The organism is Modicisalibacter sp. (assembly GCF_055145905.1).
Map to the genome: position 1 here is coordinate 1 of NZ_JBSREH010000024.1, position 24,320 is coordinate 24,320.

The following is a 24,320-nucleotide window of genomic DNA, read 5'->3' on the forward strand; positions in this document are numbered from 1 at the left end:
CGACATCCCCGCCGAGGACCTCGACGCCCGGGCCCTGAACCTGCTGCGCGAGCGCGGCATCGCCGACAGCGGCGATCACGTCATCCTCACCCGCGGCGACCACATGAACGCCCACGGCGGGACCAACACGGTCAAGGTGCGGGTCATGGCGCCGTGATGCCGCGACCCGGCGTTCCGGCGTTCCGGCGTTCCGGCGGCCCGGCGTTCCGGAATCGGGTGTTGCGAGGGCACGGGTGGCTGCCTAGAATGTACCGATCAGTTCATTTTCAGGCAGCCGACTGCCAGGGAGTCAGCGAATCCATGACCACATCGACCCATTCGCAGCTGTTCAGCCCGGTGCGCCTCAAGGGGCGCGAGCTGGCCAACCGCGCCGTGCTGGCACCGATGACGCGGGTCAGCGGCACCGCCGAAGGGCACGCCACGGCGGCGATGCGTGACTACTACCGCGATTTCGCCGCGGGCGGCTTCGCCACGCTGATCACCGAGGGCATCTATACCGACGAGGCGTACAGTCAGGGATACCTCGGTCAGCCGGGCCTGGCCAACGACGCCCAGCGCGACAGCTGGCGGCCGGTGGTGGAGGCGGTGCACGAGCAGGGCGGGGTGTTCATCGCCCAGCTGATGCACGGCGGCGCCCAGACTCAGGGCAACCGTTTCCGTGACGATACCGCCGGCCCGTCCGCCGTGGCGCCGAAGGGCGAGCAGCTCGGCTTCTATGGTGGCCAGGGCCCCTACCCTGTGCCGCGGGAGATGAGCGAAGCGGACATCGAGGCGGTCATCGCCGGCTTCGCCGATGCCGCCCGGCGCGCCCGCGAGGCCGGCTTCGACGGGGTCGAGCTGCACGCCGCCAACGGCTATCTGCTCGACCAGTTCCTCTCCACCGGCTTCAACCGGCGCAGCGACCGCTGGGGTGGCAGCATCGAAGGGCGCCTGGCCCTGCCCCGGGCGGTCATCCGGGCGGTGCGCGACGCGGTCGGCGAGGATTTCCTGGTCGGTATCCGTCTTTCCCAGGTGAAGGTGACCGATCCGGACTATCGCTGGGCCGGTCTGGACGAGGCCGATGCCCTGCTGCGGGGCGTGGCCGAGGAGGCTCTGGACTACGTGCACCTGTCCGACATCGACGCACGGGCACCCGCCTTCGAGGGCACCGAGAAGAGCCTGGCGGCCCTGGCGCGGGAGCGTGTCGGCGTGCCGGTCATCGCCAACGGTAATCTGGGCGATCCGGCGCTGGCGGAAGCGGTACTGACCGCCGGCGAGGCGGATCTGGTGGCGGTCGGCAAGCTGGCGCTGGCCAACCGGGACTGGCCGCGGCGCGTGCGCGAGGGCCTGCCGCTGACGGCGATGGATTTTGCTATGCTGGCCCCGCACGCCAGCCTGGCCAACGAAGCGCAATGGCGAGAACGCAATGGAGTCTCCGCAACCCACAGCGACACCCGGGAAACCGCCGCTCCGGCGTAAGGGCGAACATACCCGACGCCGCATCGTCGATGCTGCCGCCGAGCTGTTTCACGCGCGCGGCGTCGACGGCACCGGCCTAGACGCCATCCTGCGCCGGGCCGGTGCCGGCAAGAGCCAGTTCTACCAGCACTTTCGCAACAAGGATGCGCTGGTCGCGGCGGTGCTGGGCGATTTCGAGGCACGCCTCGAGGCGTCCATGGCGCCGCTGCGCGGCGAGATCGTCACCCTGGCGGACCTGGAGCGCTGGCTACTCGGCTTCATCGAGGAGCTGGAGGCGCTGCACTGCCGGCGCGGCTGCCCCGCGGGGACCATCGTCGCCGGCCTTCACGAGAGCGAGGACGGCTATCGCGAGGCCGTGAAGACCTGTTTCGTCGGGGTCGAGGCGGCGCTGACGCCGGTCATCGCTGACCTGCAGGCGCGCGGTGAGATCGCCGCCACGGCGCCGCCCGCATCCCTGGCGGCCTTCGTCATGGCCCTGCAGCAGGGCGCGGCGACTCTGACCAAGGCGCAGGGCGACGCCGCGCCCGCCCGCGAGGCGATCCGTCAGGCCGTGGCACTGCTGCGGGGCGGCGCCTCGGCCTGAGTCTGAGTTCAGGCGCCGGCGCCGCCGGCTCCCTCCCAACCTTATACGGCCTGTCCGGCCGCCCTACAGCCCCAGCTTGCCGCGCAGGGTCGAGAGATCCTCGGCCAGCACGGTCACCGGGCCGACCAGGGCGCGGCGGTCCTTGTCACTGACCTTCTCGTAGCTGACGAAGCCCGCCTCGGGGTCGTTCGCCGCCAGCCGGTAGTGGGCGAGCGTCGCCTCGACGGCGGCGAAGTTGTCCTCGACGCGTTCGACGAACGCCGGGTCCTCCTCGGCGATCAGCGGCTTGAACAGCGCGAAGATCTTCTGCGAGCCGTCCACGTTGCCCTGGAAGTCCCACAGGTCGGTGTGGCTGTAGCGATCCTCCTCGCCGCTGACCTTGGTCGCGGCCACCTCCTCCATCAGTGCCGCGGCGCCGCCGACCACCTTGGCCGGCGGAAAGGTCAGGCCCTGTACGCGGGATTCCAGATCCTTGACGTCGCTCATCAAACGCCTGGCATAGGGGGCCAGCCCGTCGGTGGTCTGCTGCTTGAACAGGCCGTACTCGAGGCGGTGGAAACCGGTGAAGTCGGGGTCGTCGACGCCCTTCTCGTAGTCGTCCTCGCGGGCGTCGATGCTGGCATCGAGGTCGGCGAACAGCTCGGCGACCGGCTCGATGCGCTCGTAGTAGACGCGGGTCGGCGCGTACAGCGACTGGGCGCGCTCCAGCTCGCCGGCCTCGATGGCCCGGGTGAAGTCGCGGGTGTGGCCGACGAAGGCGTCGAGGTTATCGAGCACGTAGAGCTTGTACTCGGCGACCGGCTCGACCAGCGCCTCGGGCTCGACATCTGCCCGGGCGGGGCCCTGCAGGGCCATGAGGCCGAAGGCGGCAGCGGCAATCAGCAACGAACGGGATGACATGCAATGACTCCTTGATCGGGGGTGGGGTGGTGGATCGGCATCAGGTCGCGGTCGCCTCGAGCAGCGCGCGACCCAGGTAGTCGGTTGCGTCGACGACGCCCGGCAGGGTGAAGAAGTAGCCGCCGCCGACCGGCTGGATGTACTCCTCCAGCGGCTCGCCGTTGAGGCGGTTCTGCACGGTGATGAAGCCCGCCTGCAGATCCGCCTGGTAGACGATGAACAAGAGGCCCATGTCGAACTGGCCGTTGGCCTCGACGCCGTTGGAGTAGTTGAACGGCCGGCGCAGGATGCGATGTTTCTCGAAGCCTGGCGTGCGGGGGTTGGCCAGGCGGATGTGGGCGTCGAGCGGGGTGATCCTGCCCTCGGGATCGGCGGCGTAGTCGGGCGTGTCGTGTTCCTGCGCGCCGTCCAGCGGCGCGCCGCTGGCCTTGTGGCGGCCGAACACGGCTTCCTGCTCGGCCAGCGGGGTGCGATCCCAGCGCTCCACGTAGTTGCGGATGATGCGCACCACCTGATAGCTGCCGCCCCGGGTCCAGGCCGGCTCCTCGGGGTCGTCGCCGGTCCAGATCAGCGCGTCCATCAGCGTCGCGTCGTCGGTGTCCGGGTTGGCGGTGCCGTCGCGAAAGCCCAGGTAGTTGCGCGCGCTGGGCGTCGGGCCGTTATCGCGGGGTGGCACCACCGGGACCGTGCCCTCCTGCTTCCAGCGCACCATCAGCAGCCCCGGGGTGTGCTTGATGAGATCGCGCAGGGCGTGAAGGGTGGTGTCGTGGGTGTTGGCGCAGATCTGCAGCGACAGGTCGCCGTGGCAGCGCTCCGGCTCCAGGGCATCGTTGGGGAAGCCGGTCATGCGCTGCAGGTGACGCGGCCGGGCGTCGGCCAGGCCGAAGCGCGTATCGAACAGCGAGGCGCCGAGCGAGACGGTGACGGTCAACCCGTCCGGGGCGATGGTCGGCCCGAGGATGCCGGAGTCCGCCGGCGGGTAGGCGGGGTCGCGCTCGGGGTAGGTACCGCCTTCGGTCAGGAAGGCGATGCGCTCGGTGAGGGTGCGCAGCAGGCGTTCGAGCCCGGTGCGGTTGCGGGCCAGTACGTCGCAGGCGACCACCATGCCGGCCGCCGGTCGCGGGGTGAGAATGCCCTGCTGGTGGCGGCCGTGGAAGGGGTAGGCCTGCGCCGTGGTGGTGCTGACCGGGGCACCGGTGACGGCATGATCATCGGCGGCCCGGGCCGGCCGTCCCAGGCCGCCGGCGGCGACCCCGACGCCGGCCGCGCCGAGCCCCTGCAGGAAGCGGCGGCGGTCCAGCGTGAACGGGCAGCGTGAGGTGTTGTCGGGTTGGTCACTCATGGCGGAAACCGTGATAGTGCAAACGATGACGCGTCAGCCGTTCAGGGCCAGCGCGGGATTGAGTTCCTGAAGGGTGTCTGCCAGCGCCCGGGTGTCTGCCACCAGGGCGTCGCGGTCGGCGCCGTCGCCGGCCGTGGTGCTATCGGGCAGGGCCTTCTCGAGTGTGTCGAGCGCGTCGTGCAGGCGTTGCCGCAGTGGCGGGGCGCGACGCTTGAGCAACGGATCGAGCAGCGCGACGATCTTGTCGGCGCCCTGGGTCAGGCCGCGCAGGTCGAGTCGCTCGCGGGCATCGAGTGCCGATTGATCGGCGCCCGGGTCGCCGCTGTGGTCGAGCCAGACCTGCAGTGCCCGGGCGCTGCCGTCGGCCAGCCGGGCCGGGGGGATCGACGCCTGGCGCAGGCGCGTCGTCAGCGTCCGGGCGTCTTCGCCCAGCTGCGCGGCGACCGGTGCCAGCCCCTCGGTGCTGCCCGCCGTGAACAGGCTGTGGGCCAGACGCTGGAAGCCGACGAATTGCGGGTCGTTCTCGCGGCGGGCGAAGTCGCTGGCGCGGGCGTTGAGGCGCTGGTCCAGGTCGCTGAACAGCCCGGTGGCCATCGCCAGGCGCTGGTCGATCAGCCGCGCCCGGCGGTAGGCGGCTCGGGCCGAGCCGAGATCCCCGGCGGCGATGGCCTGGTGCAGGGTGTCGGCGGCGTCGGTCAGCCGGCGGCCCTGCAGGGTGAGATAGACCTTGTACTCGGCCAGGGCACCGATGAAGTCCTGGCGCGCCAGGCGGGCCACCGGCGCCGCCTCGTCGTTGGCGGTGACGTGCAGCGTGCCGCGAGGGTTGCTCAGCAGGCCGCAGGTCATGGTGTAGTCGCCGGGGGCAAGGCGGGCGGTCAGCGGCTGGTGAAGGCCGGGGGCGATGTTCTCGCGCTCCTCGAGCACCATCACCCCGTCGAGAATCTCCCACTCGATGGCACGGTCGGAGGCGTTGACGATGGTGAAGGTGGTGTCACCGGCGGGCACGTTGAGTGTCTCGGGCCGGCAGCCCTCGGCGGTGACGACCAGCCGGGTGCCGGCGTCGGTGCGGTCGCGGGCGTCCAGCGTCAGGGCGAACAGCCCCAGCGCGGCCAGCATCGCCACGGTGGCGGCCAGGACGCCCAGCTTGAGCAGGCGCGGTGACGGGGCAGGGGATTGGCTCATGGCGGCTCTCCGGTCAGCGGGCATCGGCCTGCGGGGTGACGACCCGCGCCGGGGCAGGACGGAAGAAGATCAGCAGGGTAATCAGCAGGTAGCCCACGTAGACCACGGCCTCGCTGAGCGTGGGGGCGGGCTGGTAGCCGAACACGCCCGAGAACACCGCGCCCAGCGGCGAATCCAGCGGCAGGCTGCCGCCGAGATCGAAGAGCACCTGCTGGGCGTGGTTCCACAGCCCGGCCTCGTGCAGGGCGCGCACGGCGCCGGCAAGCAGGCCGGCGGCCACCAGCAGGATGAACAGCCCGGTCAGGCGGAAGAAGTGCGCCAGGTTGAGCTGCAGGCTGCCGCGGTAGATGGCCAGGCCCACCGCCACCGAGGCGAGGATGCCCAGCAGGGCGCCCAGCGGGGCGGCGCTGCCGGCGCTCTGCTGGAACACCGCGAGCAGGAAGAACACCGATTCCAGCCCCTCGCGGGCGACGGCGAGAAACACCATGCCGATCAGCGCCAGGGTGTGGCCCCGGCCGCTGGCGAAGGCGTCGTCGAGAGCGCCGGTCAGTGCCTGGCGCATGCCCCGGGCGGCGCGACGCATCCAGAAGACCATCCAGGTCAGCACGCCCACGGCGACCAGGCCGACGAAGGCTTCAAACAGCTCCTGCTCGCGCTGTGGAAACTCGGCGCTGGCGAACTGCAGGCCGGCGCCGACGAGCAGGGCCAGCGCCGTGGCCAGGAAGATGCCGATCCAGACGGCGGGCATCCAGGCGCCGCGGCCGGTCTGCTTGAGGTAGCCGGCGATGATGCCAACGATCAGGGCGGCTTCGAGCCCTTCGCGCAGCATGATGAGAAAGGGAACGAGCATGGCGGAGTCCTGATGAGACGAGGTGAAAGGACGCATTCTCGATAAAGAATGAGATTCGTTATCGAATGCAAAGAGTACTCCTTCCTCAAGGGCGGCGGCAAGTCGGCCGGGATGGCAGAATGTCGCGAAGCATCACGACAGCCGATCGAGGGAAACAGCGATGACGGAAACAGCGAATGCGGGAACGGTATCCGGAGGCGCGTCGCCCGGGGACAAGGGCCTGCCCGAGACCGGAAGCGACCTGCTGGCGGACGTGAGTCTGCCGGCGGCGGTGATCCACGAGCCGGCGCTGGCCCACAACCTGGCGTGGATGCAGCGCTTCGCCGAGTCCCACGGCGCGTATCTCGCGCCCCACGGCAAGACCACCATGGCGCCGGCGCTGTTCAGGCGCCAGCTCGATGTCGGCGCCTGGGGCATCACCCTGGCCACCGCGCCGCAGTGCCGGGCGGCCTTCACCGCCGGGGTGACGCGCCTGCTGATGGCCAACCAGCTCGTCGGCCGGGCCAACATGGCGATCGTCGCCGACCTGCTGGCCGCCGGTGCCGAGTTCTGCTGCGTGGTGGACGGCGCGGACAACGTCCGCGAGCTGGGGACCTTCTTCGCCGACCGGGGGCAGACCCTCGACGTGCTGATCGAGCTGGGCGTGCCCGGCGGGCGCACCGGCTGTCGCAGCGTGGAACAGGTCGAGGCACTGGCGCGCCGGATCGCGGCCGAGCCGGCGCTGCGCCTGATCGGCCTGGAGGGCTACGAGGGCGTGGTGCAGGCGGCCGATCCGGTCTCGGCGGTGCGCGACTATGCCGCGCGGCTGGTCGAGGCGGCGCGGCGGCTCGATCGGGCGGGGCACTTCCCGGTCGACACACCGATCATCACCGCGGCGGGGTCGGCCTGGTACGACCTGGTGGCCGAGGTCTTCGAGGCGTCCGGGATCACGGCGCGCCTCACGCCGGTCCTGCGCCCCGGCTGCTACGTGGTCCATGACCACGGCATCTATCGCGAGGCCCAGCAGGGCGTGCTGGCGCGCCACCCGGCCCTGCACGAGGGCCTGCGCCCGGCGCTGGAGGTCTTCGCCCAGATCCAGTCGATGCCCGAGCCGGGCCTGGCGATCGCCGCGCTCGGCAAGCGCGATATCGGCGCCGATACCCTGCCGGTGCCGCTGCGTCGCTTCCGCGAGGGCGGGCGTGCCGATCGGCCGCTGGACGTGACGGGCTGGCGGGTGACCCGGCTGATGGATCAGCACGCCTTCCTGGCGCTGCCGGCGGAGGCTGGGGGAGGGGATGACGTGCGCGTAGGCGACATCGTGGCCTTCGGCGCCTCGCACCCCTGCTTGACCTTCGACAAGTGGCGCCGGGTATTGCGCGTCGACGGCCACCTCGCGGTGCAGGAGGTCATGGAAACCCGCTTCTGAACCCGCGGCCTGCTCAGCGGGCGAGCTGCCAGTGGAACATGCCCGCCTTCTTGCGCAGGCTCGTGGCGACGATCGGGGGCTCGGTGGGCCGGCCCGCCAGGTCGTGGCAGACGTGCAGCGGCAGCAGATGCTCCTCCCGCGGGTGGCAGAAGCGGGCATGGGGGGCGCGCTCCCAGTGGACCAGCCGTTCGGCACGCCCCGGCGCTCGGAAGACCTCGCGGCACATCGCCACCTGCGTTACAGCTACATGGAGCCGGAGGCCGGCGATCCGCCCTACTGGGACTGACCAGGACTGGCGGCCGCTCCACCTACGACACCGGCCCGCATGGCGGTATTCCCACCCTGCTCGGCGAGGTGGCGAGATACGGCATCTTCGGGCGTGCCGGTCAGCCCGCGGAACATGCCCATCGAGCCGATCAGGGCCGACGACTCGTAGGGCACAAATACCCGCTCCCCCTGGGCCGCCATGTCGGGAAGGGTCTTGATGTAGGACTGGCCGAGCAGGTAGCTGACCACCGTGCGCTTGTGGTCTTCTCCCTCTCCGAGAGCCTCCAGCACCAGCTTGATGGATTCGCGTTCCCCCTCGGCACGCAGGATGGCCGACTCCTTGTCGCCTTCCGCGTTCAGGATCGCTGACTGGCGCTCCCCTTCCGCCCGAGCAATCGCCGCCTGCTTGTTGCCCTCGGCCTCGGTGACGGTCGCGCGACGCTTGCGCTCGGCCGCCATCTGGAGCCGCATGGCTTCCTCGACTTCTTCGGGCATGCTGATGTCCTGAACCTCGACACGAGTGATCTTTACTCCCCACTTTGAAGCCGGTTCCTCCATCGCGGACTGGATCTGGTCGTTCACCTCCGACCGGCTCTCGAACAACTTGTCGAGCTCCATCTTGCCGACGACGCTACGCAGTGTTGTCTTGGCCAGGACCTCTACCGCCTGCACGACGTTCTCGACCTCATAGACCGCATTCTTCGGGTCGATAATCTGGTAGTAGAGGGCGCCATTGATCCTGACCGTGACATTATCCGTCGTCACCACTGGCTGACCCGGGAAGTCCATCACGGTCTCCCGGCGATCGATGCGCGTTTCTTGCCGGCTGACGGCGGTGTATTCGTCGCCCCGCTTTTCATAGCGAATCATCGTGATGGCGCGTGGCTGCTCGATGAACGGGATAATGACGTTGATTCCGCTCTCGATGACACGGTGAAACGAGCCCAGCCGCTCGATGACCATCACTTCCGACTGGCGCACAATGACCAGCCCCTTGACGATGATGAGAATGCCGATCAGGACAATGATCAGCGCCAGCACGGTGGCCGGAGAAAACAGCAGCGCATCAGCCATGGGAGGCTCCTTCTTCTGGGTGGTTTTCCAGGTGCACGATGGCGGTGGCTCCCTCGAAATGATCGAGGATGACGGGCGTGCCGTCCGGCAGGGCCATTTCCCCGCTGCCGGCCACCCGCAGCCGATAGAGATCGCCCTTGATCTTGATGACAGTGGCCCGGTCGAAATCGCGTGTCAGGGTCTTGAACCGCTGGCCGGATTCCTGGCCACTGCCGGTGTTGCCGTACTTCATCCCCCTGGGGGAAAAGTGCGGCTGGAGTTTCCAGACGGCGAGTGGCGCCAGCACGCCCGAGAAAATGCCCATCGCCAGTAGCTGCATGCTGTACGAGGCATCCAGGGCCGCCACGACGGCCGTGAGCAGTGCCGCGGCCCCCAGCGCCAGCATGACGACACCGCCTGTCAGCAGTTCGGATAGCCCCAGCAGCAGAGCGATCAGGACCCATATCACCGGGGGACTCCAGCTCATCATTGTGGTCTTGCCTCCTTGTCGCTGCAGGGGGCCGGTTGCCCGGCCCGGGGTGTCGATCAGACTCGAGCCGCCAGATCCGCGAGGTTCACCAGGGTCAGCTTGCCGTCGCGGAGGAAAGCCCCCGTATCGGCGTAGAAGACGTTGCCCAGCCAGCGGGGCTCGGGGACGGGGGTGTGCCCCACCACAACGGCATCAATACCACCAATCGGCGTGATGTCGCCCTCCTTGATGCGGGACCGACTCCAGATGGTTGGCTCCAGGAGCGATTCGGGGCTTTCCCGCAACCCGTTCCAGTTCCGGGGTGGCTCGGCATGACAGATGCCGATGCGCTTGCCATCGACCACCACCTCCCGACCGAGCGGCAGGTAACGGGCAGCCTCCTCCAGCAGGGTTTTCACCTCGCGGGCATCCTCGCCATGAATCCAGCCGCCCCCGTTCGTCTGCCAGAGATCCCAGTCATGCCGAGTCCCCTGGTCGCCGAGCGCCGTCAGCGCCAGCCATTCGTGGTTGCCAAGCACGCAGTGGCAGAACGGCTCGAATACCAGTGACAGGCAATCGAACGAGCGAGCGCCCCTGTCGATCAGGTCGCCGACACAGAACAGCCGGTCCCGCTGACGATCGAAGTCCACGGCTCGCAGCGCGTCCTGCAGGGCGTCGTACTGGCCGTGGATGTCGCCCACCACGAAGTCGCGCCCCTCGGTATTTTCTTCATGGACGACAAACGCGGGGTCGGCCTTCAGTCCGGGCGTATACAGCCCGGCGAGTTGACGGAGCTGGTCCGCAACAGCCGCCCGGACCGGGGAATCCTCCTCATTGTCCTTGTCGATCACATCGGCAAGGGTGTCCAGCGAGTGATAACCGTCCGGCAGCAGGTGCCCGTGCACGTCGGCAGTGGCCGATAGAAAGCTCAGGGTCTCGCGGTCCATGCCGAGCCTGGGGTCGACCACCACCCTGGCCTGGCCGTCACGAACCTCAATGGTGAGCATGTCTGCGCCCTCCGTTGCGAAAGCGGATCGGGGCTGCACCCCGACCACGCCGATTGTCACGATACCCGCGCGCGAGACGCGTCCTTGAAGAGCGCTTCGGCGGTCGCTCTCCTGTTCTCGTTGAGCCTGCGGGCCTTGTCCGGCTGGCTGCCGACCTTCTCGCCGATAATGAGCCAATCGGTGCCGGTGCCGATAGCGCTTTTGCGCCACACCCGTGGCGCCCGACTGGAGGCGGCGGGGCCGGCGCGCTAGGCTGGGCGCGACCGCGCCGGGCAGCGCCGGCCTCGCTCGCCGACTTTGTAAACATCCTCTGACAGGGAATCGTCATGCCTCATCGCCCCTTCATCCGCGCGCTCGGGCTGAGCGCCTGCGGCCTGGGCCTCGCGCCATGCGTCGCGGTGGCCGTGGAAAGCCGTTCTGCCGCCCAGCCTGACACGGATGTCATCACCGTCACCGCCCCGCGTCTGACGCGCGAGCTCTACGCCACGCCCGCCGCCGTGTCGGTGATCGACCGCGAGGCGATCGCCCGGGGCCAGCAGCGCGTGCGCCTCGATGAGTCGCTGGCCGGCGTCCCGGGCCTGTACCTGCAGAACCGCTACAATTTCGCCCAGGGCGAGCGCGTGTCGATCCGCGGCTTCGGCGCGCGTACCCCCTGGGGCGTGCGCGGCATCACCGTGGTCGTCGATGGTATCCCCTACACCCTGCCGGACGGCCAGGCCCAGCTCGATGCCATCGACCTCGACAGCGCCGAGACCATCGAGGTGATCCGCGGTCCGGCGGCGGTGCCCTACGGCAATGCCGCCGGCGGGGTGATCGACGTCACCACCGCCAGCGGCGAGAGCGATCCGGGTAGCGCGATCCGCGTCGAGGCGGGCAGCGACGGCTATCGCAAGCTGTCGGTGCAGAACGGCGGCACCGAGGGACCTTGGTCGCATCACGTCAGTGCCTCGGCGATGGACTACGACGGCTATCGCGAGCACAGCGCCGCCCGCAAGTATCTGCTCAACGCCAAGCTGAGCCGCGAGCTGGGCGATGACCGCAAGATCACCGCCGTCCTCAACCTGCTCGACAGCCCGTTTGCCGAGGATCCCGGCGGCAAGACGCTCGAATCCGTGGAGGAAGACCGTCGGGCCGCCATGGATACGCGGGGGTACTACGACTACTCGCCGGTCGATATCGACTCGGGGCAGGAGGTCGACCAGCAGGTCATCGGCCTGCAGTACGAAGACCTGTCCGCCGGGCCCGGGGCGCTCACCCTCAAGGGCTTCTACCTGCATCGCGACTATCAGCAGCAACTGGCCTTCGCCGGGGGCGACCGTGACATCACGGACGTGCAGAACTACATCGCCTACGATCGCGACTACTACGGCGGCAGCGCCGAGTATCGCCAGTCGCTGACGCTCGCCGGGCTGCCCCTGCGCTACATGACCGGCGTCGACGTGGCGCGTCAGGTGGACGACCGTCACAGCGACGACGTGCTGATCGATGGCGAGCACGTGCGTCGCTCCCAGGACGAGACCCAGCAGGCGACCTCCATGGGCGTCTTCGCCCAGGGCGACCTGGAGCTCACCGAGCGCTGGACGCTCTCGCTGGGCACGCGCTACGACCGGGTGCGTTTCGACATCGACGATCACCGGCTCGATGACGGCGACGACAGCGGCGACCGGACCTTCGGTCAGTGGAGCGGCAGTGCGGGGCTGAGTTTCCAGTACCTGCCCGACCACCAGTTCTACCTGGCGACCGGTACCGCCTACGAGACGCCGACCTTCTCGGAGTTCGCCAACCCCGACGGCGGCGGCTTCAACCCGGACATCGAGCCGCAGGCGGCGTGGAACCGCGAACTCGGGCTGCGCGGCACCTTCGACAACGGGCTGGATTATGACCTCGCCGTGTTCTCGACCCGGGTCAGGGATTCCCTGGTGGCCTACGAGAATGCCGCTGGCAAGAGCTACTATCGCAATGCCGGCAAGAGCACCCGCGAGGGCATCGAGACCCAGCTGGGCTGGCAGTTCACCCCGAGCTGGCGTGTCGACAGCGCCCTGACCCTGGCGAGCTACGCATTCGACGACTACCGCGTCGACGGGCAGGACTTCGATGGCAACCGCATTCCCGGCGTGCCGGAGCGGACCTGGGTCAACCGATTGTCATGGCAGGGGCTCGACCGGCGCTTCGCCACCCTGGAGACCCGCTACATCGGCTCGATGGCCGCCGACGACGCCAACGACGAGACGATCGACGCCGTCTGGCTGGTCAACCTGCGCGCCGGCGACGGCTGGCGTCTGGGCGGCGACACCGTGCTCGAGGCCTATGCCGGGGTGCGCAACCTGTTCGATCGCGAGCACTACGCCAACGTGATCATCAACGCCAGCCACGAGCGCTACTATGATCCGGCGCCGGGGCGCACGGTGTATGCCGGGGTGGGCGTCGAATTCTGACGACTGATGCAAAAACGCCCCCGGCAGGGCCGGGGGCGTGGCAGGGCCGATCTCGAGGGCGGGCTCAGTCCTGGTAGTTGGTCTCGGAGTAGAGCACGCGGGTGCGCAGGGTATGGTCGACCTGCTTGAGTGCTTCGAGGGCCTTGGCGCCATAGGCCTTGTCGACGTCGATCACCACGTAGCCGACCTTCTCGTTGGTCTGCAGGAACTGGCCGGAGATGTTGATATCGTTCTCCGAGAGCACGCGGTTGATCTCGGACATCACGCCCGGCACGTTCTCGTGGATGTGCAGCAGGCGATGCTTGTCCGGGTGGGCCGGCAGCGCCACCTCGGGGAAGTTGACCGAGGTGATGGTGGTGCCGTTGTCGGAGTAGGTGATCAGCTTCTCGGAAACCTCGACGCCGATGTTCTCCTGGGCCTCGAGGGTGGAACCACCGATGTGCGGGGTGAGGATCACGTTGGCCAGCCCGCGCAGCGGCGAGACGAACTCCTCGTCGTTGCTCTTCGGCTCGCTGGGGAAGACGTCGACTGCCGCGCCCAGCAGCTTGCCGGCCTTGAGCGCCTCGGCCAGGTCCTCGATGACCACGGTGGAGCCGCGCGAGGCGTTGATGAAGATGCTGCCCGGCTTCATCAGCGCGAACTGTTCCTTGGTGATCATCCAGCGGGTCGAGGGCACGTCCGGCACGTGCAGGGTGACCACGTCGGCACGGGCCAGCAGCTCTTCCATGCTGCCCACCTGTCGGGCGTTGCCCATGGCCAGCTTGGTGACGACGTCGTAGTAGATGACGTCCAGGCCCACCGACTCGGCGAGCACCGAGAGCTGGGCGCCGATGCTGCCGTAGCCGATGATGCCCAGGGTCTTGCCGCGGGCCTCGTGGGAATTCTTCGCCGACTTCAGCCAGCCGCCCTCGTGAGCGCGCGTGCTCTTCTCGGGAATGCCGCGCAGCAGCATGATGGTCTCGGCCAGCACCAGCTCGGCCACCGAGCGGGTGTTGGAGTAGGGGGCGTTGAACACCGGGATGCCGCGGGCCAGTGCGGCGTTCAGGTCGACCTGGTTGGTGCCGATGCAGAAGCAGCCCACCGCGGTGAGCTTCTCGGCGGCGGCGAAGACCCGCTCGTTGAGCTGCGTCCGCGAGCGAATGCCGATGAAGTGCACGTCGCGGATCTTCTCGATCAGCGTCTCTTCGTCCAGCGAGGTGGAGAGGTGCTCGATGTTGGTGTAACCGGCGTTCAGGAAGTTATCCACCGCGGACTGGTGAATGCCCTCGAGCAGCAGGATCTTGATCTTGCTCTTGTCCAGGGACGTCTTGGCCATTGTCGATTCAACCCTTTCGTCGACTGACGACGCGAATTGGCGTCGGGAATGTGGAGTCTGTTGGCGGCGTTTCGAGCGGCAACGGCCCGTGGCGGGTACGAAAGGTGAGGGCCGAGCCAGGCATGGGACAGCGCAACAGGGCACACATGGTACCACACCGGCCTGTCGGCGGGATGAAAACGCTGCGTGTCCGGCATGAGCGAAATCGAAGTGGCGCCGGCGCCCGGGGCAGACGCACCCCGGGGATGAGCGTGTATACTGTGCGCCCAGACCCTGATACTGCGGCGCCGCCTGCCGGGCGGCCCGTGTCGATGAGCGAGACGCGCCATGGCAGACCAGGAAAGCGCAGCGCCCGGCGCTGACGAGGCAACCCCCGACGACTTTGCCGGCACCCTCGACCGGCTCGAGCAGCTGGTGGCCCGGCTGGAAGCCGGCGAGCTGTCGCTGGAGGCGTCGCTGGCCGCGTTCGAGCAGGGCGTGCGCCTGACGCGCGAGGCCCAGCAGCGTCTCGACGCCGCCGAACTGCAGGTCCGTGCCCTAGTGGAACAGCCCGACGCCAGTCTCGCGGATGCGCCCTTCGCCGCCGATACTCCGCCGGAGGACGGCCATGCTCGCTGACGCACGGGACGGGACGCAGCACCTGAGTGCCGACCGCGAGCGCATCAACGCGCGCCTGGAGGCGCTGTTCGCGGACCGCGCCGCCCCCGCCGAGCGGCTCGACGCGGCGATGCGCCACGGCGTGATCGGCAACGGCAAGCGCCTGCGCGCGATCCTGGTCTATGCCACCGGGCGCGCCCTGGGGGCCGACCTGGACGCCCTGGACCCGGCGGCGCTGGCCATCGAGCTGGTCCACGCCTACTCGCTGGTCCACGATGACCTGCCGGCGATGGACGACGACGACCTGCGGCGCGGCCAGCCCACCGTGCACAAGGCGTTCGACGAGGCCAGCGCGATCCTCGCCGGCGACGCCCTGCAGACGCTGGCCTTCGAGGTGCTCGCCGAGGCCGCGCATCCCCGCACGGCGGCGCTGGTGGGCACCCTGGCCCGGGCCGCCGGCCGTGGCGGCATGGCCGGCGGCCAGGCGCTGGACCTCTACGCCGTCGGTCACCGGCTGGATGCCGAGGCGCTGGCGACCATGCACCGCTACAAGACCGGTGCGCTGATTCGCGCCGCGGTGCGCATGGGCGGGCTCGTGGCGGTGCCCGAGGCGGACCCGCGGCTGGCGGCGCTGGACCGCTACGCGGCGGCGGTCGGCCTGGCCTTCCAGATCCAGGACGACATCCTCGATGTGGTCGGCGACACCGGCACCCTCGGCAAGGCCGCGGGCGCCGACGCCGCCCGCGACAAGCCGACCTATCCGGCGCTGCTGGGTCTCGACGGCGCCCGCGCCCGTGCCGATGCCCTGCGCGACGAGGCGCTGGCGGCACTGGCGCCGCTCGGCGAGGCCGGCGAGCCGCTGGCGGACCTGGCCCGTTACATGATCGAGCGCGACTACTGAGCCAGCATGGTATCGATGACTCCCCGGCCGAACCGCCGCGACCCGTGTCGCCCGCCCTTGCCGAAGGCGCCCGGGCGTGGCGCGAGCCTGCCCATCGAGCCGTGCCTCAACCGACAGAAGACAAGCCCATGAAGCTGTTCGACGAGATTCCGGTCGAGCGCCCGGCCACGCCGCTGCTCGACACCATCGACACGCCCGCCGACCTGCGTGCGCTGCGCCCGTCGCAGCTGGCCCAGCTCGCCGACGAGCTGCGGGCCTTCCTGCTCTACAGCGTGGGCTGCACCGGCGGCCACTTCGGCGCCGGGCTGGGCGTGGTCGAGCTGACCCTCGCGCTCCACCACAGCCTGGAGACGCCCCACGACCGGCTGGTCTGGGACGTGGGCCACCAGGCCTATCCGCACAAGATCCTCACCGGACGGCGCGAGCGGATGGCGACCATCCGCCAGCTGCACGGCCTGGCGGCGTTCCCCAAGCGCGACGAGTCGGAATACGACACCTTCGGCGTCGGCCATTCCAGCACCTCGATCAGCGCCGCCCTGGGCATGGCGCTGGCCGCCCGCACGAAAGGCGAGAAGCGCCGCGTGTGCGCGGTGATCGGCGACGGCGCGCTGTCGGCGGGCATGGCCTTCGAGGCGCTGGCCCACGCCGGGCACGTCGATGCCAACCTGCTGGTGGTGCTCAACGACAACGAGATGTCGATCTCCGAGAACGTCGGCGGCATGGCCAGCTACCTGGCGCAGATCTTCGCCAGCAAGACCTACATCAACGTCCGCGAGGGCGGCAAGAAGGTGCTCTCGCGCCTGCCCGGCGCGCTGGAGCTGGCGCGGCGCACCGAGGAGCACATGAAGGGCATGGTCAGCCCGGCGACGCTGTTCGAGGAGATGGGCTTCAACTACATCGGCCCCATCGACGGCCACGACCTGAACGCCCTGGTGCACACGCTGGGCAACCTGCGCGACCTCGACGGCCCGCAGTTCCTGCACATCAAGACTTGCAAGGGCAAGGGCTTCCGGCCGGCGGAGGCCGACCCGATCGGCTATCACGCCATCACCAAGCTCGAGAAGGCCGCCCCCGAGCCGGCGCCCAAGGTGGAGCCGCTCGCCCCCGCCGGCCAGCCGCCGGTGGCCCCCCGGGCCCAGCCGCGCAAGTATTGCAACGTGTTCGGCGACTGGCTGTGCGACATGGCCGCCGCCGACGAGCGGCTGATCGGCATCACCCCGGCGATGCGCGAGGGCTCCGATCTGGTGCGCTTCTCGCAGGAATACCCCGGGCGCTACTACGACGTGGCGATCGCCGAGCAGCACGCCGTGACGCTCGCCGCGGGCATGGCCTGCGAGGCCATGAAGCCGGTGGTGGCGATCTACTCGACCTTCCTGCAGCGCGGTTACGATCAGCTGATCCACGATGTGGCGGTGCAGAAGCTCGACGTCACCTTCGCCATCGACCGCGCCGGCCTGGTCGGCGAGGACGGCCCGACCCACCATGGCGCGCTGGATCTCTCCTACCTGCGCTGCGTGCCGGAGCTGGTGGTCATGGCGCCGGCCGACGAGGCCGAGTGCCGGGCCATGCTCAGCGCCGCCTATCACCATCCCGGGCCGGCGGCGGTGCGCTATCCGCGCGGCAAGGGGCCGGGCACGCCGATTCCCGAGCACCTCGAGCCGCTGCCCATCGGCCGGGCCGAGTGGCGCCGCGAGGGCGCCGGCGACATCGCGCTGCTGGCCTTCGGCAGCCTCAACGGCCCCGCCGGCGAGGTCGCCGAGCGGCTCGACGCCACGCACCTCAACATGCGCACGGTCAAGCCGCTCGACCGCGAGGCGGTGCTGGCCGCGGCGCGCGGGCACCGGCTGCTCGTCACCCTGGAGGAGAACGCCGTGGCCGGCGGCGCCGGCAGCGGAGTGAACGAGCTGCTGGCCGAGGCCGGCGAGCCGGTGGCGGTACTCAACCTGGGGCTGCCCGACGCCTTCATCGAGCATGGCAAGCCGGCCGAGCTGCTCGCCGACTGCGGGCTCGACGCCGACGGCATCGAGGCGGCGATTCGCCGGCGTCTCGCGGCCCGACCTTCCGACGACTGACACGAGGATCGCATGCTGACCGTAATACTGATCGGTGCGTTGCTGGGCCTGTGGATCGGCGGCCCCCTGGGGCTGCTGATCGGCGGGGGGATCGGCTACTGGATCGCGCGGCGCTGGCGACGCAGTGCGCTGGGGCGTCTGGCCGGGGCCCGGACGCAGTTTCTCGAATCGACCTTCACGGTGATGGGCTGCCTGTGCAAGGCCGACGGCCGTGTCTCGGAGGACGAGCTGGAAGCCTCGCGGCGCATCTGGGATCAGCTGCGGCTCGACGAGGGCCAGCGCGCCCGCGCGCGGGCCGACTTCAACCGCGGCAAGGCGGCGGACTTCGACCTGGACGCCGAGCTGGCGCGGCTGCGCCCGATCGTCGGCCAGCAGAGTGCCCTGCGTCAGGTGTTCCTGCAGATCCAGCTCGCCGCGATCGCCGCCGACGGGCGGCTCGATCCCGCCGAGCACGAGATGCTGGTGCGCGTGGCCCGCGGGCTGGGCTGCAGCGAGAGCGAGGTCGCCCAGATCGAGGCCATGCTGCGCGGCGCGACCGCCGGCGACGCGGGGCAGGGCGGGGCGCCCTCCGCGCAGGCGCTGGAGGACGCCTACCGGGTGCTGGGCGTCGAGCCCGGGGCCAGCGACAGCGAGATCAAGCGTGCCTATCGCAAGCTGATGAGCGAGAACCATCCCGACAAGCTGGCCGCCAAGGGCCTGCCCGAAAGCATGCGCGAGATGGCCGAGAAGCGCACCCGCGAGATCACCCACGCCTATGACCTGATCAAGCAGGCCCGCGCCGAAGCGGCCTGATCACGCCTTCCCGGACGCGCCCTCCCTGAGCGGGCCCGCCGCGAACGCGGACCCGGCGGAGAGAGCGCCGGGGCCGTCTTGCCGGGCATCGCGCAGGGCCCGGGCCCACCATTGCAAACGGGGGAGCAGCCGCGCCAGCCGCCGATCCTCGCCCAGCGGCGCATAGAGCTTGCCGCGTGCCCCCAGCCGCTCCCAGGCATCGATGAAATCCACGTTCTCGCCCAGCGGAATCGCCTGACGGTCGACGAGCCACGGGCGCAGCCGCTCGATGGCCGCGCGGCCGCCGTTCCTGCCGCCGTAGGTGAGAAAGCCCACCGGCCGGGCATGCCAGGCCTCGGCGGGAGTGGCGAACAGCGCTGCCAGGTCGGCGGTGCCGGTCACCGGCTGATCCGGCAGGATGACCAGGAAGGCATCGGTCCGGTGCAGCCGGCGGTTGGCGTCGGCCTCCCACGGCGCCGGGAGGACGAACTCGGCGACCAGGTCGGCGTGCCCGGCCAGCCGACGCTGTGCCCAGTCGGCGACGCGACGCGAGAAGCGCCGGTGACAGGTGCTGCCCGGGAGCAGGGCCAGGGAGAGCGGCGGTGCGGTCATGACGTGGCTCCTTTGACGGTAACAGGGTCATGACGCACTCTAGAAGCTCAAGTTAACTTGAGGTCAAGGCCATGGCACGACGGGTCGATCCGCACAAGCAGGCGCTGTCGGTCGGGGACGTGGCGGCGCGCAGCGGGGTGGCGGTGTCCACGCTGCATTTCTACGAGGAAAAGGGGCTGATTCACGCCTGGCGCAACGCCGCCAACCAGCGGCGCTATTCGCGCGATGTGCTGCGTCGGGTGGCGGTCATCAGGATCGCCCAGCGTACCGGGGTGCCGCTGGCCGAGATCGGTGCGGCCCTGAACACGCTGCCCACCGGGCGCACGCCCACCGCCGAGGACTGGCACCATCTGTCGGCCGGGTGGCGCGACGCGCTGCAGGCGCGCATCGACGCCCTGGTCAGGCTGCGCGACCAGCTGGATGGCTGCATCGGCTGCGGCTGCCTGTCGCTGGCGTGCTGCCCGCTGCGCAACCCCGAGGACGTGCTGGGCGAGACGGACTCGGGGGCGTGCCGCCTGGCGCCCTGACCGATGCTCAGCCGGAGGGGCCGAGCACCGCGGTGTAGACCGCGAAGTAGTGGCAGGCGCTGCCGCCCAGCACGAACAGGTGCCAGATGGCGTGGTGGAAGGGGATGGCGCGCACCGCGTAGAACAGCACGCCCACCGTGTAGGTGATGCCGCCGGCCACCAGCAGGCCGAGGCTGGTGTCGGACAGCGAGGCACCCATCTCGCCGGAGGCCACCACGATCAGCCAGCCCATCAGCAGGTAGACGGCGACCCGCCAGCCGCCGAAGCGCTGCGGCCAGAGCAGCTTCAGGGCGATGCCGCCCGCGGCCAGCGTCCAGATCACCGCCAGCAGCGTCCAGCCCAGCGGGCCGCGCAGGTTGACCAGCAAAAAGGGCGTGTAGGTGCCGGCGATCAGCGCGTAGATGGCGCAGTGGTCGGCGATCTTGAAGGCCCGCTTGAGGCGCGGGTGGCGAAAGCCGTGGTAGAGCGTCGAGACGGTGTAGAGGCCGACCAGGGTCGTGCCGTACAGGCTCACGCCGACGATCTTCCAGGGGTCGACGTGCGCCGCCAGGCTGGCCAGCACGATCAGCACTACCATGCCGGCGAGGCTCAGTGCCGCACCGAGACCGTGGCTGAGACTGTGCAGCCACTCCTCGAGGCGGGTGTAGGTGGTTTCCGGAGTGTTCATCAGCACCTCCCGCGGTTCGGCCGGGGGCGCGGGCGAGCCCCTACGGCTTGCGTTCGATGTCCACGTCGTCGGCCGGCGTGAAGTCGTCCAGGGCCATCAGGTGGCCGAGCTTGCCGGCCTTGGTCGACAGGTAGTGCTCGTTGTGCGGGTTGCGACCCGTGGTCAGCGCCAGGCGTTCGCTCACGGTCACGCCGTCCCGGGTCAGGGCGTCGACCTTGCGCGGATTGTTGGTCATCAGCTTGAGCGAGGACACGCCCAGATGCTCGAGCATGGGCACGCAGAGATCGTAGCGGCGCAGGTCGGCGCCGAAGCCCAGATGTTCGTTGGCCTCCACCGTATCATAGCCCTGATCCTGCAGATGGTAGGCGCGGATCTTGTTGAGCAGGCCGATGCCGCGGCCTTCCTGGCGCAGGTAGAGCAGCACGCCGCGGCCCTCGGCGGCGATGCGCTTGAGCGCCTCCTGAAGCTGATAGCCGCAGTCGCAGCGCATTGAGAACAGGGCGTCCCCGGTCAGGCATTCCGAGTGCACGCGGCCCAGCACGGGCTCGCCGGTCGCCACATCGCCGAGCGTCAGGGCGACGTGATCCTTGCCGGTAGCCTCGTCCTCGAAGCCGTGCATGGTAAAGGTGGCCCAGGGGGTGGGGAGCCTGGAGGCGGCGATGAAGCGAATCGTCACGGTAACCCTCGACTGCGGACCGGCGGGGCACCAGCGCCCGGCCGATGAAGACGCCCATGATAGCAGGATCGCCGGGCGAGCTCATCCGGTGCGGTGGGGCACAGGGCCGCATGGCTCGCCCTGCGGCGCGCATCCGTTACAATGAGCCAAATCCGCCAGCAGCGAGAGCCCCATGGAACTCAAGAACGATCGCCTATTGCGCGCCCTGGCCCGCCAGCCGGTGGACTGCACCCCGGTGTGGATGATGCGTCAGGCCGGGCGCTACCTGCCCGAATATCGCCGGGTGCGCGGCGAGGCGGGCAGCTTCATGGACCTGTGCCGGGACACCGCGCGGGCCTGCGAGGTGACGCTGCAGCCGCTCGAGCGCTACCCGCTGGATGCCGCGATCCTGTTCTCCGACATCCTGACCATCCCCGACGCCATGGGGCTGGGGCTGTACTTCGAGACCGGCGAGGGGCCCAAGTTCAGAAAGCCGGTGCGCAGCCAGGCCGAGGTCGAGGCGCTGCGCCTGCCCGACGCCGAGCGCGACCTGGACTACGTCATGAACGCGGTGAGCACGATCCGCCGCGAGCTCAACGGCCGGGTACCGCTGATCGGCTTCTCGGGCAGCCCCTGGACGCTCGCCACCTACATGGTCGAGGGCGGCTCGAGCAAGGACTTCCGCCACGTCAAGGGCATGCTCTACGGCAACCCGGAAGCCATGCACCAGCTGCTCGACCTGCTGGCCCACGCCGTGACCGACTACCTCAACGCCCAGATCCGGGCCGGTGCCCAGGTGGTGCAGATCTTCGACACCTGGGGCGGCGCCCTGTCGACCCCGGCCTACCTGGAATTCTCGCTGCGTTACATGGAGCAGATCGTCGCCGGGCTGATTCGCGAGCACGACGGGCGCCGCGTGCCGGTGATCCTGTTCACCAAGAACGGCGGGCAGTGGCTCGAGCACATCGCCTCGACCGGCGCCGACGGCCTGGGGCTCGACTGGACCACCGAGCTGTCCGACGCCCGTTCCCGGGTCGGCCACCGGGTCGCCCTGCAGGGCAATCTCGACCCCAGCGTGCTGTTCGCCCGGCCGGCGGCGATCCGCGCCGAGGTGGCGCGCATCCTCGACAGCTACGGCCTCGGTGCCGGGCATGTCTTCAACCTGGGGCACGGCATCAGCCAGCACACCGACCCGCAGCGGGTCAGCGACTTCCTCGAGGCACTCCACGAGCTGAGCCCCGCCTATCATCCGCAGGACTGACGGCGTGGCGAGGCGCACCGTCTGGGGGCTGGCCGCGCTGAGCGTCGCCGCGGCCATCGCCTGGGGCAGCCTGGTCCCGGCCGATGCGCTGCCCCCGGACCTGCCGTGGGACAAGCTCAACCACCTGGCGGCCTACGCCGGGCTGGCCGGGGCGCTGGGCCTGGCCGGCTGGCGATTGCCGGTCGCCGGCACCGCCGCCGTTCTCTATGGCGTGCTCATCGAACTGGCCCAGCTCGGCGTGCCCGGCCGGGCCGGCGGCGACCCGCTGGATATCCTCGCCAACACCCTGGGTGTGCTGCTCGCCTGTGGCGGCTTGCTGGCCTGGCGCTGGCGGCCCGTGTCCCGAGGCCGGTCCTGAGACCTTTCCTCACCCCTCACCCCTGCAGCAGATACAGGCACAGCGACAGCGTGAGCAGCGAGCCGAGCGTCGTCAGCAGGATGGTGCGCGAGACCACCGCGGCCTCGCGCTGGTAGAACTCCGCCAGCATGAACGGCCCCGTGCCGGTGGGCAGGGCGCTCATCAGCAGCGCCGACTGCGCCCAGAGCGGCGGCAGGGCGAAGACGTGGTAGGCCAGCACCCAGGTGATCAGCGGGTGGGCGACCAGCTTGAGGCCGACCAGCCCCAGGGTGCCCTGGGCCGTGCCGGGCTGGCGGCGGGCCAGGAACAGCCCCAGCGAGACCAGCGCAGCGGGGGTGGTGGCGTCGCCGAGCAGACGCAGGAAGGTGTCGGCGGCGTGGGGCAGCGACAGGCCACCGATCGCCCACAGGGCGCCGAGGATCGGCGAGACCACCAGCGGGTTGCGGGCCAGCGCCCTGCCCACCTTGAGGCCGGCGCGGGCCGCGGAGCGTTCGCTCTGCAGCCCCACCTCGATGCACACCACGGCCAGGCCGAACAGCACGCAGGCCACGAACAGCGTGGCGATCAGCGCCGGCTCCAGGCCGGGGTCGCCCAGCACCAGCAGGCTCAGCGGGATGCCCACGTAACCGGTGTTGGCGTAGGCGGCGCCCAGGGCGTCGATGCTGGCATCCACCAGATGGCGTGTCGCGCGCCGCCGGTAGACGAGGGTCAGGGCGAAGATGGCCAGTGTGCCGATGGCGACCACGGCGATGAACTCGGGGTGCCAGACCTCCGCCCAGGTCGCCGTGGCCGTGGCGCGAAACAGCAGTGCCGGCAGGCACAGCCAGACGACGAAGCGGTTGAGCTCCGAGGCGGCGGTCTCGCCCAGCCGTTCGGTGCGGCGGCACACGTAGCCCACCAGGATCAGCCCGAAGATGGGCAGGATGACATTGACGACCGACGACATTGGCGCAGCTTCCCCATCGTGTTGCGTGGCGCCACCCTGGCGGGCAGGGCGGCGCCGCCCGACGGGGCCGGTGCGGCGCGAGGTGTTCCGTCGGCTGGCAGAAAGCTTTCTAGCCTAAGGGGGTTTGCTCACGTCGTCCATGTCGGCGGGGAGAAGCGCCGCTGCGAGCGTCTCAGCCTCCGGCCGCCCTGGGCGAGTCATCGTCGGCGCCGTGCAGGCGTGTTTTGAGCGAGGGCTCGCGGCGGGTGACGCGGGGCTCGCCCACCGCCTCGGCCGGGGCGACCGGCGAGACGGCGTTGACCCAGCGCTGCTCGGGGTCGTGAACCGCCGGGCGGCGGTCGATCGCCCGGGTCATCACCGCACCGGGGCCGTGCGGGTCGCTCAGGCGGTGCGGCAGCATCAGCAGTTCGGCGAGCAGGCGCACACCGACGCTGGCCAGCAGCCAGAGGCTGACGGCCATCACCCAGCTCGGCCAGCCCGCCACCCAGCCGTCCCGGCTCAGGGCCGGGGCGTGGAGCGCCAGCCAGCCCAGCGCGGTGACGAGCAGGGCCAGCTGGGCCGTGACATGACAGAGCACCAGGGTGCGTCGCGGCAGGGGGCGGCGCAGCAGCAGGAAGTCGCGCATCGTGGATCTCTCTCCTTGGTCATCGCGTCTTGCAGGGCGCCCCGGGGCGCCGGGACGGGCGA

General features: G+C 69.9%; 26 protein-coding genes. 12 read left to right on the forward strand and 14 right to left on the reverse strand.

The features are described 5' to 3' along the window. The 3 genes from ACTCB7_RS07945 to ACTCB7_RS07955 all read left to right on the forward strand — a co-directional run. Nucleotides 1-157: pyruvate kinase alpha/beta domain-containing protein (locus ACTCB7_RS07945; RefSeq protein ID WP_463006273.1), on the forward strand; the 157-nt coding region annotated here is incomplete at its 5' end. A gap of 143 nt (nucleotides 158-300) precedes the next feature. Further along, entirely contained in the window at nucleotides 301-1,458 is a 1,158-nt protein-coding gene (locus tag ACTCB7_RS07950; protein WP_224416047.1) for an oxidoreductase, read from the forward strand. Next, on the forward strand, nucleotides 1,406-2,041 hold the full coding sequence (locus ACTCB7_RS07955) for a TetR/AcrR family transcriptional regulator (protein ID WP_224416046.1): 636 nt from the start codon (nucleotides 1,406-1,408) through the stop codon (nucleotides 2,039-2,041). The genes ACTCB7_RS07950 and ACTCB7_RS07955 overlap by 53 nt, the downstream gene beginning before the upstream one ends. A 63-nt stretch (nucleotides 2,042-2,104) precedes the next feature. Here the strand turns inward: ACTCB7_RS07955 and efeO (ACTCB7_RS07960) are convergent, their stop codons facing one another. The 4 genes from efeO (ACTCB7_RS07960) to efeU are packed head-to-tail and all read right to left on the reverse strand — an operon-like array spanning nucleotide 2,105 to nucleotide 6,315. Then, nucleotides 2,105-2,941, reverse strand: a complete 837-nt coding sequence (gene efeO, locus ACTCB7_RS07960; protein ID WP_224416045.1) for an iron uptake system protein EfeO — start codon at nucleotides 2,939-2,941, stop codon at nucleotides 2,105-2,107. Nucleotides 2,942-2,981: 40 nt separating this feature from the next. After that, nucleotides 2,982-4,283: an iron uptake transporter deferrochelatase/peroxidase subunit gene (gene efeB / locus ACTCB7_RS07965; protein ID WP_463006235.1), complete on the reverse strand. Its 1,302-nt coding sequence runs from the start codon at nucleotides 4,281-4,283 to the stop codon at nucleotides 2,982-2,984. Between the two features lie 33 nt (nucleotides 4,284-4,316). Continuing rightward, nucleotides 4,317-5,465 (reverse strand): iron uptake system protein EfeO, encoded by a 1,149-nt coding sequence (gene efeO / locus ACTCB7_RS07970; protein ID WP_463006236.1) that lies wholly within the window; start codon nucleotides 5,463-5,465, stop codon nucleotides 4,317-4,319. 13 nt (nucleotides 5,466-5,478) lie between these two features. Next, nucleotides 5,479-6,315, reverse strand: coding sequence for an iron uptake transporter permease EfeU (gene efeU / locus ACTCB7_RS07975; protein ID WP_463006237.1), 837 nt, complete (start codon nucleotides 6,313-6,315; stop codon nucleotides 5,479-5,481). 160 nt (nucleotides 6,316-6,475) lie between these two features. Between efeU and ACTCB7_RS07980 the strand changes: the two genes are divergently transcribed. Next, nucleotides 6,476-7,720 (forward strand): amino acid deaminase, encoded by a 1,245-nt coding sequence (locus tag ACTCB7_RS07980; RefSeq protein ID WP_463006238.1) that lies wholly within the window; start codon nucleotides 6,476-6,478, stop codon nucleotides 7,718-7,720. 13 nt (nucleotides 7,721-7,733) lie between these two features. Here the strand turns inward: ACTCB7_RS07980 and ACTCB7_RS07985 are convergent, their stop codons facing one another. From ACTCB7_RS07985 to ACTCB7_RS08000, 4 genes are read right to left on the reverse strand one after another with little or no spacing between them, the layout of a single operon-like run. After that, nucleotides 7,734-7,946: a hypothetical protein gene (locus tag ACTCB7_RS07985; RefSeq protein ID WP_463006239.1), complete on the reverse strand. Its 213-nt coding sequence runs from the start codon at nucleotides 7,944-7,946 to the stop codon at nucleotides 7,734-7,736. Between the two features lie 47 nt (nucleotides 7,947-7,993). Continuing rightward, on the reverse strand, nucleotides 7,994-9,061 hold the full coding sequence (locus tag ACTCB7_RS07990; RefSeq protein ID WP_463006240.1) for an SPFH domain-containing protein: 1,068 nt from the start codon (nucleotides 9,059-9,061) through the stop codon (nucleotides 7,994-7,996). After that, nucleotides 9,054-9,530 (reverse strand): NfeD family protein, encoded by a 477-nt coding sequence (locus tag ACTCB7_RS07995; protein ID WP_463006241.1) that lies wholly within the window; start codon nucleotides 9,528-9,530, stop codon nucleotides 9,054-9,056. Before ACTCB7_RS07995 ends, ACTCB7_RS07990 begins: the two co-directional genes overlap by 8 nt. 56 nt (nucleotides 9,531-9,586) lie before the next feature. Continuing rightward, nucleotides 9,587-10,516, reverse strand: coding sequence for a metallophosphoesterase (locus tag ACTCB7_RS08000; RefSeq protein ID WP_463006242.1), 930 nt, complete (start codon nucleotides 10,514-10,516; stop codon nucleotides 9,587-9,589). Nucleotides 10,517-10,842: 326 nt separating this feature from the next. Here ACTCB7_RS08000 and ACTCB7_RS08005 point away from each other — a divergent pair, with 326 nt between their 5' ends. After that, nucleotides 10,843-12,951: a TonB-dependent receptor family protein gene (locus ACTCB7_RS08005; protein ID WP_463006243.1), complete on the forward strand. Its 2,109-nt coding sequence runs from the start codon at nucleotides 10,843-10,845 to the stop codon at nucleotides 12,949-12,951. A 64-nt stretch (nucleotides 12,952-13,015) separates the two neighbouring features. Here ACTCB7_RS08005 and serA read toward each other — a convergent pair whose 3' ends face one another. Beyond that, on the reverse strand, nucleotides 13,016-14,266 hold the full coding sequence (gene serA / locus ACTCB7_RS08010; RefSeq protein ID WP_463006244.1) for a phosphoglycerate dehydrogenase: 1,251 nt from the start codon (nucleotides 14,264-14,266) through the stop codon (nucleotides 13,016-13,018). A 327-nt stretch (nucleotides 14,267-14,593) separates the two neighbouring features. Between serA and xseB the strand changes: the two genes are divergently transcribed. From xseB to djlA, 4 genes are all read left to right on the forward strand, one after another. Next, nucleotides 14,594-14,884, forward strand: coding sequence for an exodeoxyribonuclease VII small subunit (xseB, locus tag ACTCB7_RS08015; protein ID WP_463006245.1), 291 nt, complete (start codon nucleotides 14,594-14,596; stop codon nucleotides 14,882-14,884). Next, nucleotides 14,874-15,764 (forward strand): farnesyl diphosphate synthase, encoded by an 891-nt coding sequence (locus ACTCB7_RS08020; RefSeq protein WP_463006246.1) that lies wholly within the window; start codon nucleotides 14,874-14,876, stop codon nucleotides 15,762-15,764. The genes xseB and ACTCB7_RS08020 overlap by 11 nt, the downstream gene beginning before the upstream one ends. Before the next feature lie 128 nt (nucleotides 15,765-15,892). Continuing rightward, the gene (dxs, locus tag ACTCB7_RS08025) at nucleotides 15,893-17,836 is read left to right on the forward strand and encodes a 1-deoxy-D-xylulose-5-phosphate synthase (RefSeq protein WP_463006247.1); all 1,944 of its coding nucleotides are present in this window, start codon (nucleotides 15,893-15,895) and stop codon (nucleotides 17,834-17,836) included. A gap of 12 nt (nucleotides 17,837-17,848) precedes the next feature. Next, a complete protein-coding gene (djlA, locus tag ACTCB7_RS08030; RefSeq protein WP_463006248.1) occupies nucleotides 17,849-18,628 on the forward strand; it encodes a co-chaperone DjlA in 780 nt (259 codons plus the stop codon). Here the strand turns inward: djlA and ACTCB7_RS08035 are convergent, their stop codons facing one another. Further along, nucleotides 18,629-19,219 carry an NAD(P)H-dependent oxidoreductase gene (locus ACTCB7_RS08035; protein WP_463006249.1) on the reverse strand — a complete coding sequence of 197 codons (591 nt, stop codon included), beginning with the start codon at nucleotides 19,217-19,219 and terminating at the stop codon, nucleotides 18,629-18,631. Between the two features lie 71 nt (nucleotides 19,220-19,290). On the opposite strand from ACTCB7_RS08035, the gene soxR reads away from it, so the two are divergent. Next, complete coding sequence (soxR, locus tag ACTCB7_RS08040) at nucleotides 19,291-19,746, forward strand: redox-sensitive transcriptional activator SoxR (RefSeq protein WP_163647913.1); 456 nt, start codon at nucleotides 19,291-19,293, stop codon at nucleotides 19,744-19,746. A gap of 7 nt (nucleotides 19,747-19,753) precedes the next feature. Here the strand turns inward: soxR and trhA are convergent, their stop codons facing one another. Then, nucleotides 19,754-20,413 carry a PAQR family membrane homeostasis protein TrhA gene (gene trhA, locus ACTCB7_RS08045; protein WP_463006250.1) on the reverse strand — a complete coding sequence of 220 codons (660 nt, stop codon included), beginning with the start codon at nucleotides 20,411-20,413 and terminating at the stop codon, nucleotides 19,754-19,756. A 40-nt stretch (nucleotides 20,414-20,453) separates the two neighbouring features. Beyond that, complete coding sequence (gene ribA, locus ACTCB7_RS08050) at nucleotides 20,454-21,089, reverse strand: GTP cyclohydrolase II (protein WP_163647911.1); 636 nt, start codon at nucleotides 21,087-21,089, stop codon at nucleotides 20,454-20,456. Between the two features lie 172 nt (nucleotides 21,090-21,261). Between ribA and hemE the strand changes: the two genes are divergently transcribed. Next, nucleotides 21,262-22,329, forward strand: a complete 1,068-nt coding sequence (hemE, locus tag ACTCB7_RS08055; RefSeq protein ID WP_463006251.1) for a uroporphyrinogen decarboxylase — start codon at nucleotides 21,262-21,264, stop codon at nucleotides 22,327-22,329. A 4-nt stretch (nucleotides 22,330-22,333) separates the two neighbouring features. Beyond that, nucleotides 22,334-22,687, forward strand: a complete 354-nt coding sequence (locus ACTCB7_RS08060; RefSeq protein WP_463006252.1) for a VanZ family protein — start codon at nucleotides 22,334-22,336, stop codon at nucleotides 22,685-22,687. Between the two features lie 16 nt (nucleotides 22,688-22,703). On the opposite strand, the gene ACTCB7_RS08065 is transcribed toward ACTCB7_RS08060, so the two are convergent. Next, nucleotides 22,704-23,633, reverse strand: coding sequence for an AEC family transporter (locus tag ACTCB7_RS08065; RefSeq protein WP_163647909.1), 930 nt, complete (start codon nucleotides 23,631-23,633; stop codon nucleotides 22,704-22,706). 172 nt (nucleotides 23,634-23,805) lie between these two features. After that, nucleotides 23,806-24,258, reverse strand: coding sequence for a hypothetical protein (locus ACTCB7_RS08070; protein ID WP_224420421.1), 453 nt, complete (start codon nucleotides 24,256-24,258; stop codon nucleotides 23,806-23,808). Between the last annotated feature and the right edge of the window lie 62 nt (nucleotides 24,259-24,320).

Excerpts from the sequence above, each read along its gene's own strand:
- trhA (WP_463006250.1), bottom strand. The coding sequence starts at position 20,413 with ATGAACACTCCGGAAACCACCTACACCCGCCTCGAGGAGTGGCTGCAC.
- ACTCB7_RS07950 (WP_224416047.1), top strand. The coding sequence starts at position 301 with ATGACCACATCGACCCATTCGCAGCTGTTCAGCCCGGTGCGCCTCAAG.
- ACTCB7_RS08000 (WP_463006242.1), bottom strand. The coding sequence starts at position 10,516 with ATGCTCACCATTGAGGTTCGTGACGGCCAGGCCAGGGTGGTGGTCGAC.
- ACTCB7_RS07985 (WP_463006239.1), bottom strand. The coding sequence starts at position 7,946 with ATGTGCCGCGAGGTCTTCCGAGCGCCGGGGCGTGCCGAACGGCTGGTC.
- efeB (WP_463006235.1), bottom strand. The coding sequence starts at position 4,283 with ATGAGTGACCAACCCGACAACACCTCACGCTGCCCGTTCACGCTGGAC.
- ACTCB7_RS08005 (WP_463006243.1), top strand. The coding sequence starts at position 10,843 with ATGCCTCATCGCCCCTTCATCCGCGCGCTCGGGCTGAGCGCCTGCGGC.
- ACTCB7_RS08065 (WP_163647909.1), bottom strand. The coding sequence starts at position 23,633 with ATGTCGTCGGTCGTCAATGTCATCCTGCCCATCTTCGGGCTGATCCTG.
- xseB (WP_463006245.1), top strand. The coding sequence starts at position 14,594 with ATGGCAGACCAGGAAAGCGCAGCGCCCGGCGCTGACGAGGCAACCCCC.
- efeO (WP_463006236.1), bottom strand. The coding sequence starts at position 5,465 with ATGAGCCAATCCCCTGCCCCGTCACCGCGCCTGCTCAAGCTGGGCGTC.
- ACTCB7_RS07955 (WP_224416046.1), top strand. The coding sequence starts at position 1,406 with ATGGAGTCTCCGCAACCCACAGCGACACCCGGGAAACCGCCGCTCCGG.
- ACTCB7_RS07980 (WP_463006238.1), top strand. The coding sequence starts at position 6,476 with ATGACGGAAACAGCGAATGCGGGAACGGTATCCGGAGGCGCGTCGCCC.
- efeU (WP_463006237.1), bottom strand. The coding sequence starts at position 6,315 with ATGCTCGTTCCCTTTCTCATCATGCTGCGCGAAGGGCTCGAAGCCGCC.
- ACTCB7_RS07990 (WP_463006240.1), bottom strand. The coding sequence starts at position 9,061 with ATGGCTGATGCGCTGCTGTTTTCTCCGGCCACCGTGCTGGCGCTGATC.
- ACTCB7_RS08035 (WP_463006249.1), bottom strand. The coding sequence starts at position 19,219 with ATGACCGCACCGCCGCTCTCCCTGGCCCTGCTCCCGGGCAGCACCTGT.
- ACTCB7_RS07995 (WP_463006241.1), bottom strand. The coding sequence starts at position 9,530 with ATGATGAGCTGGAGTCCCCCGGTGATATGGGTCCTGATCGCTCTGCTG.
- dxs (WP_463006247.1), top strand. The coding sequence starts at position 15,893 with ATGAAGCTGTTCGACGAGATTCCGGTCGAGCGCCCGGCCACGCCGCTG.
- ACTCB7_RS08070 (WP_224420421.1), bottom strand. The coding sequence starts at position 24,258 with ATGCGCGACTTCCTGCTGCTGCGCCGCCCCCTGCCGCGACGCACCCTG.
- hemE (WP_463006251.1), top strand. The coding sequence starts at position 21,262 with ATGGAACTCAAGAACGATCGCCTATTGCGCGCCCTGGCCCGCCAGCCG.
- efeO (WP_224416045.1), bottom strand. The coding sequence starts at position 2,941 with ATGTCATCCCGTTCGTTGCTGATTGCCGCTGCCGCCTTCGGCCTCATG.
- ACTCB7_RS08020 (WP_463006246.1), top strand. The coding sequence starts at position 14,874 with ATGCTCGCTGACGCACGGGACGGGACGCAGCACCTGAGTGCCGACCGC.
- soxR (WP_163647913.1), top strand. The coding sequence starts at position 19,291 with ATGGCACGACGGGTCGATCCGCACAAGCAGGCGCTGTCGGTCGGGGAC.
- djlA (WP_463006248.1), top strand. The coding sequence starts at position 17,849 with ATGCTGACCGTAATACTGATCGGTGCGTTGCTGGGCCTGTGGATCGGC.
- serA (WP_463006244.1), bottom strand. The coding sequence starts at position 14,266 with ATGGCCAAGACGTCCCTGGACAAGAGCAAGATCAAGATCCTGCTGCTC.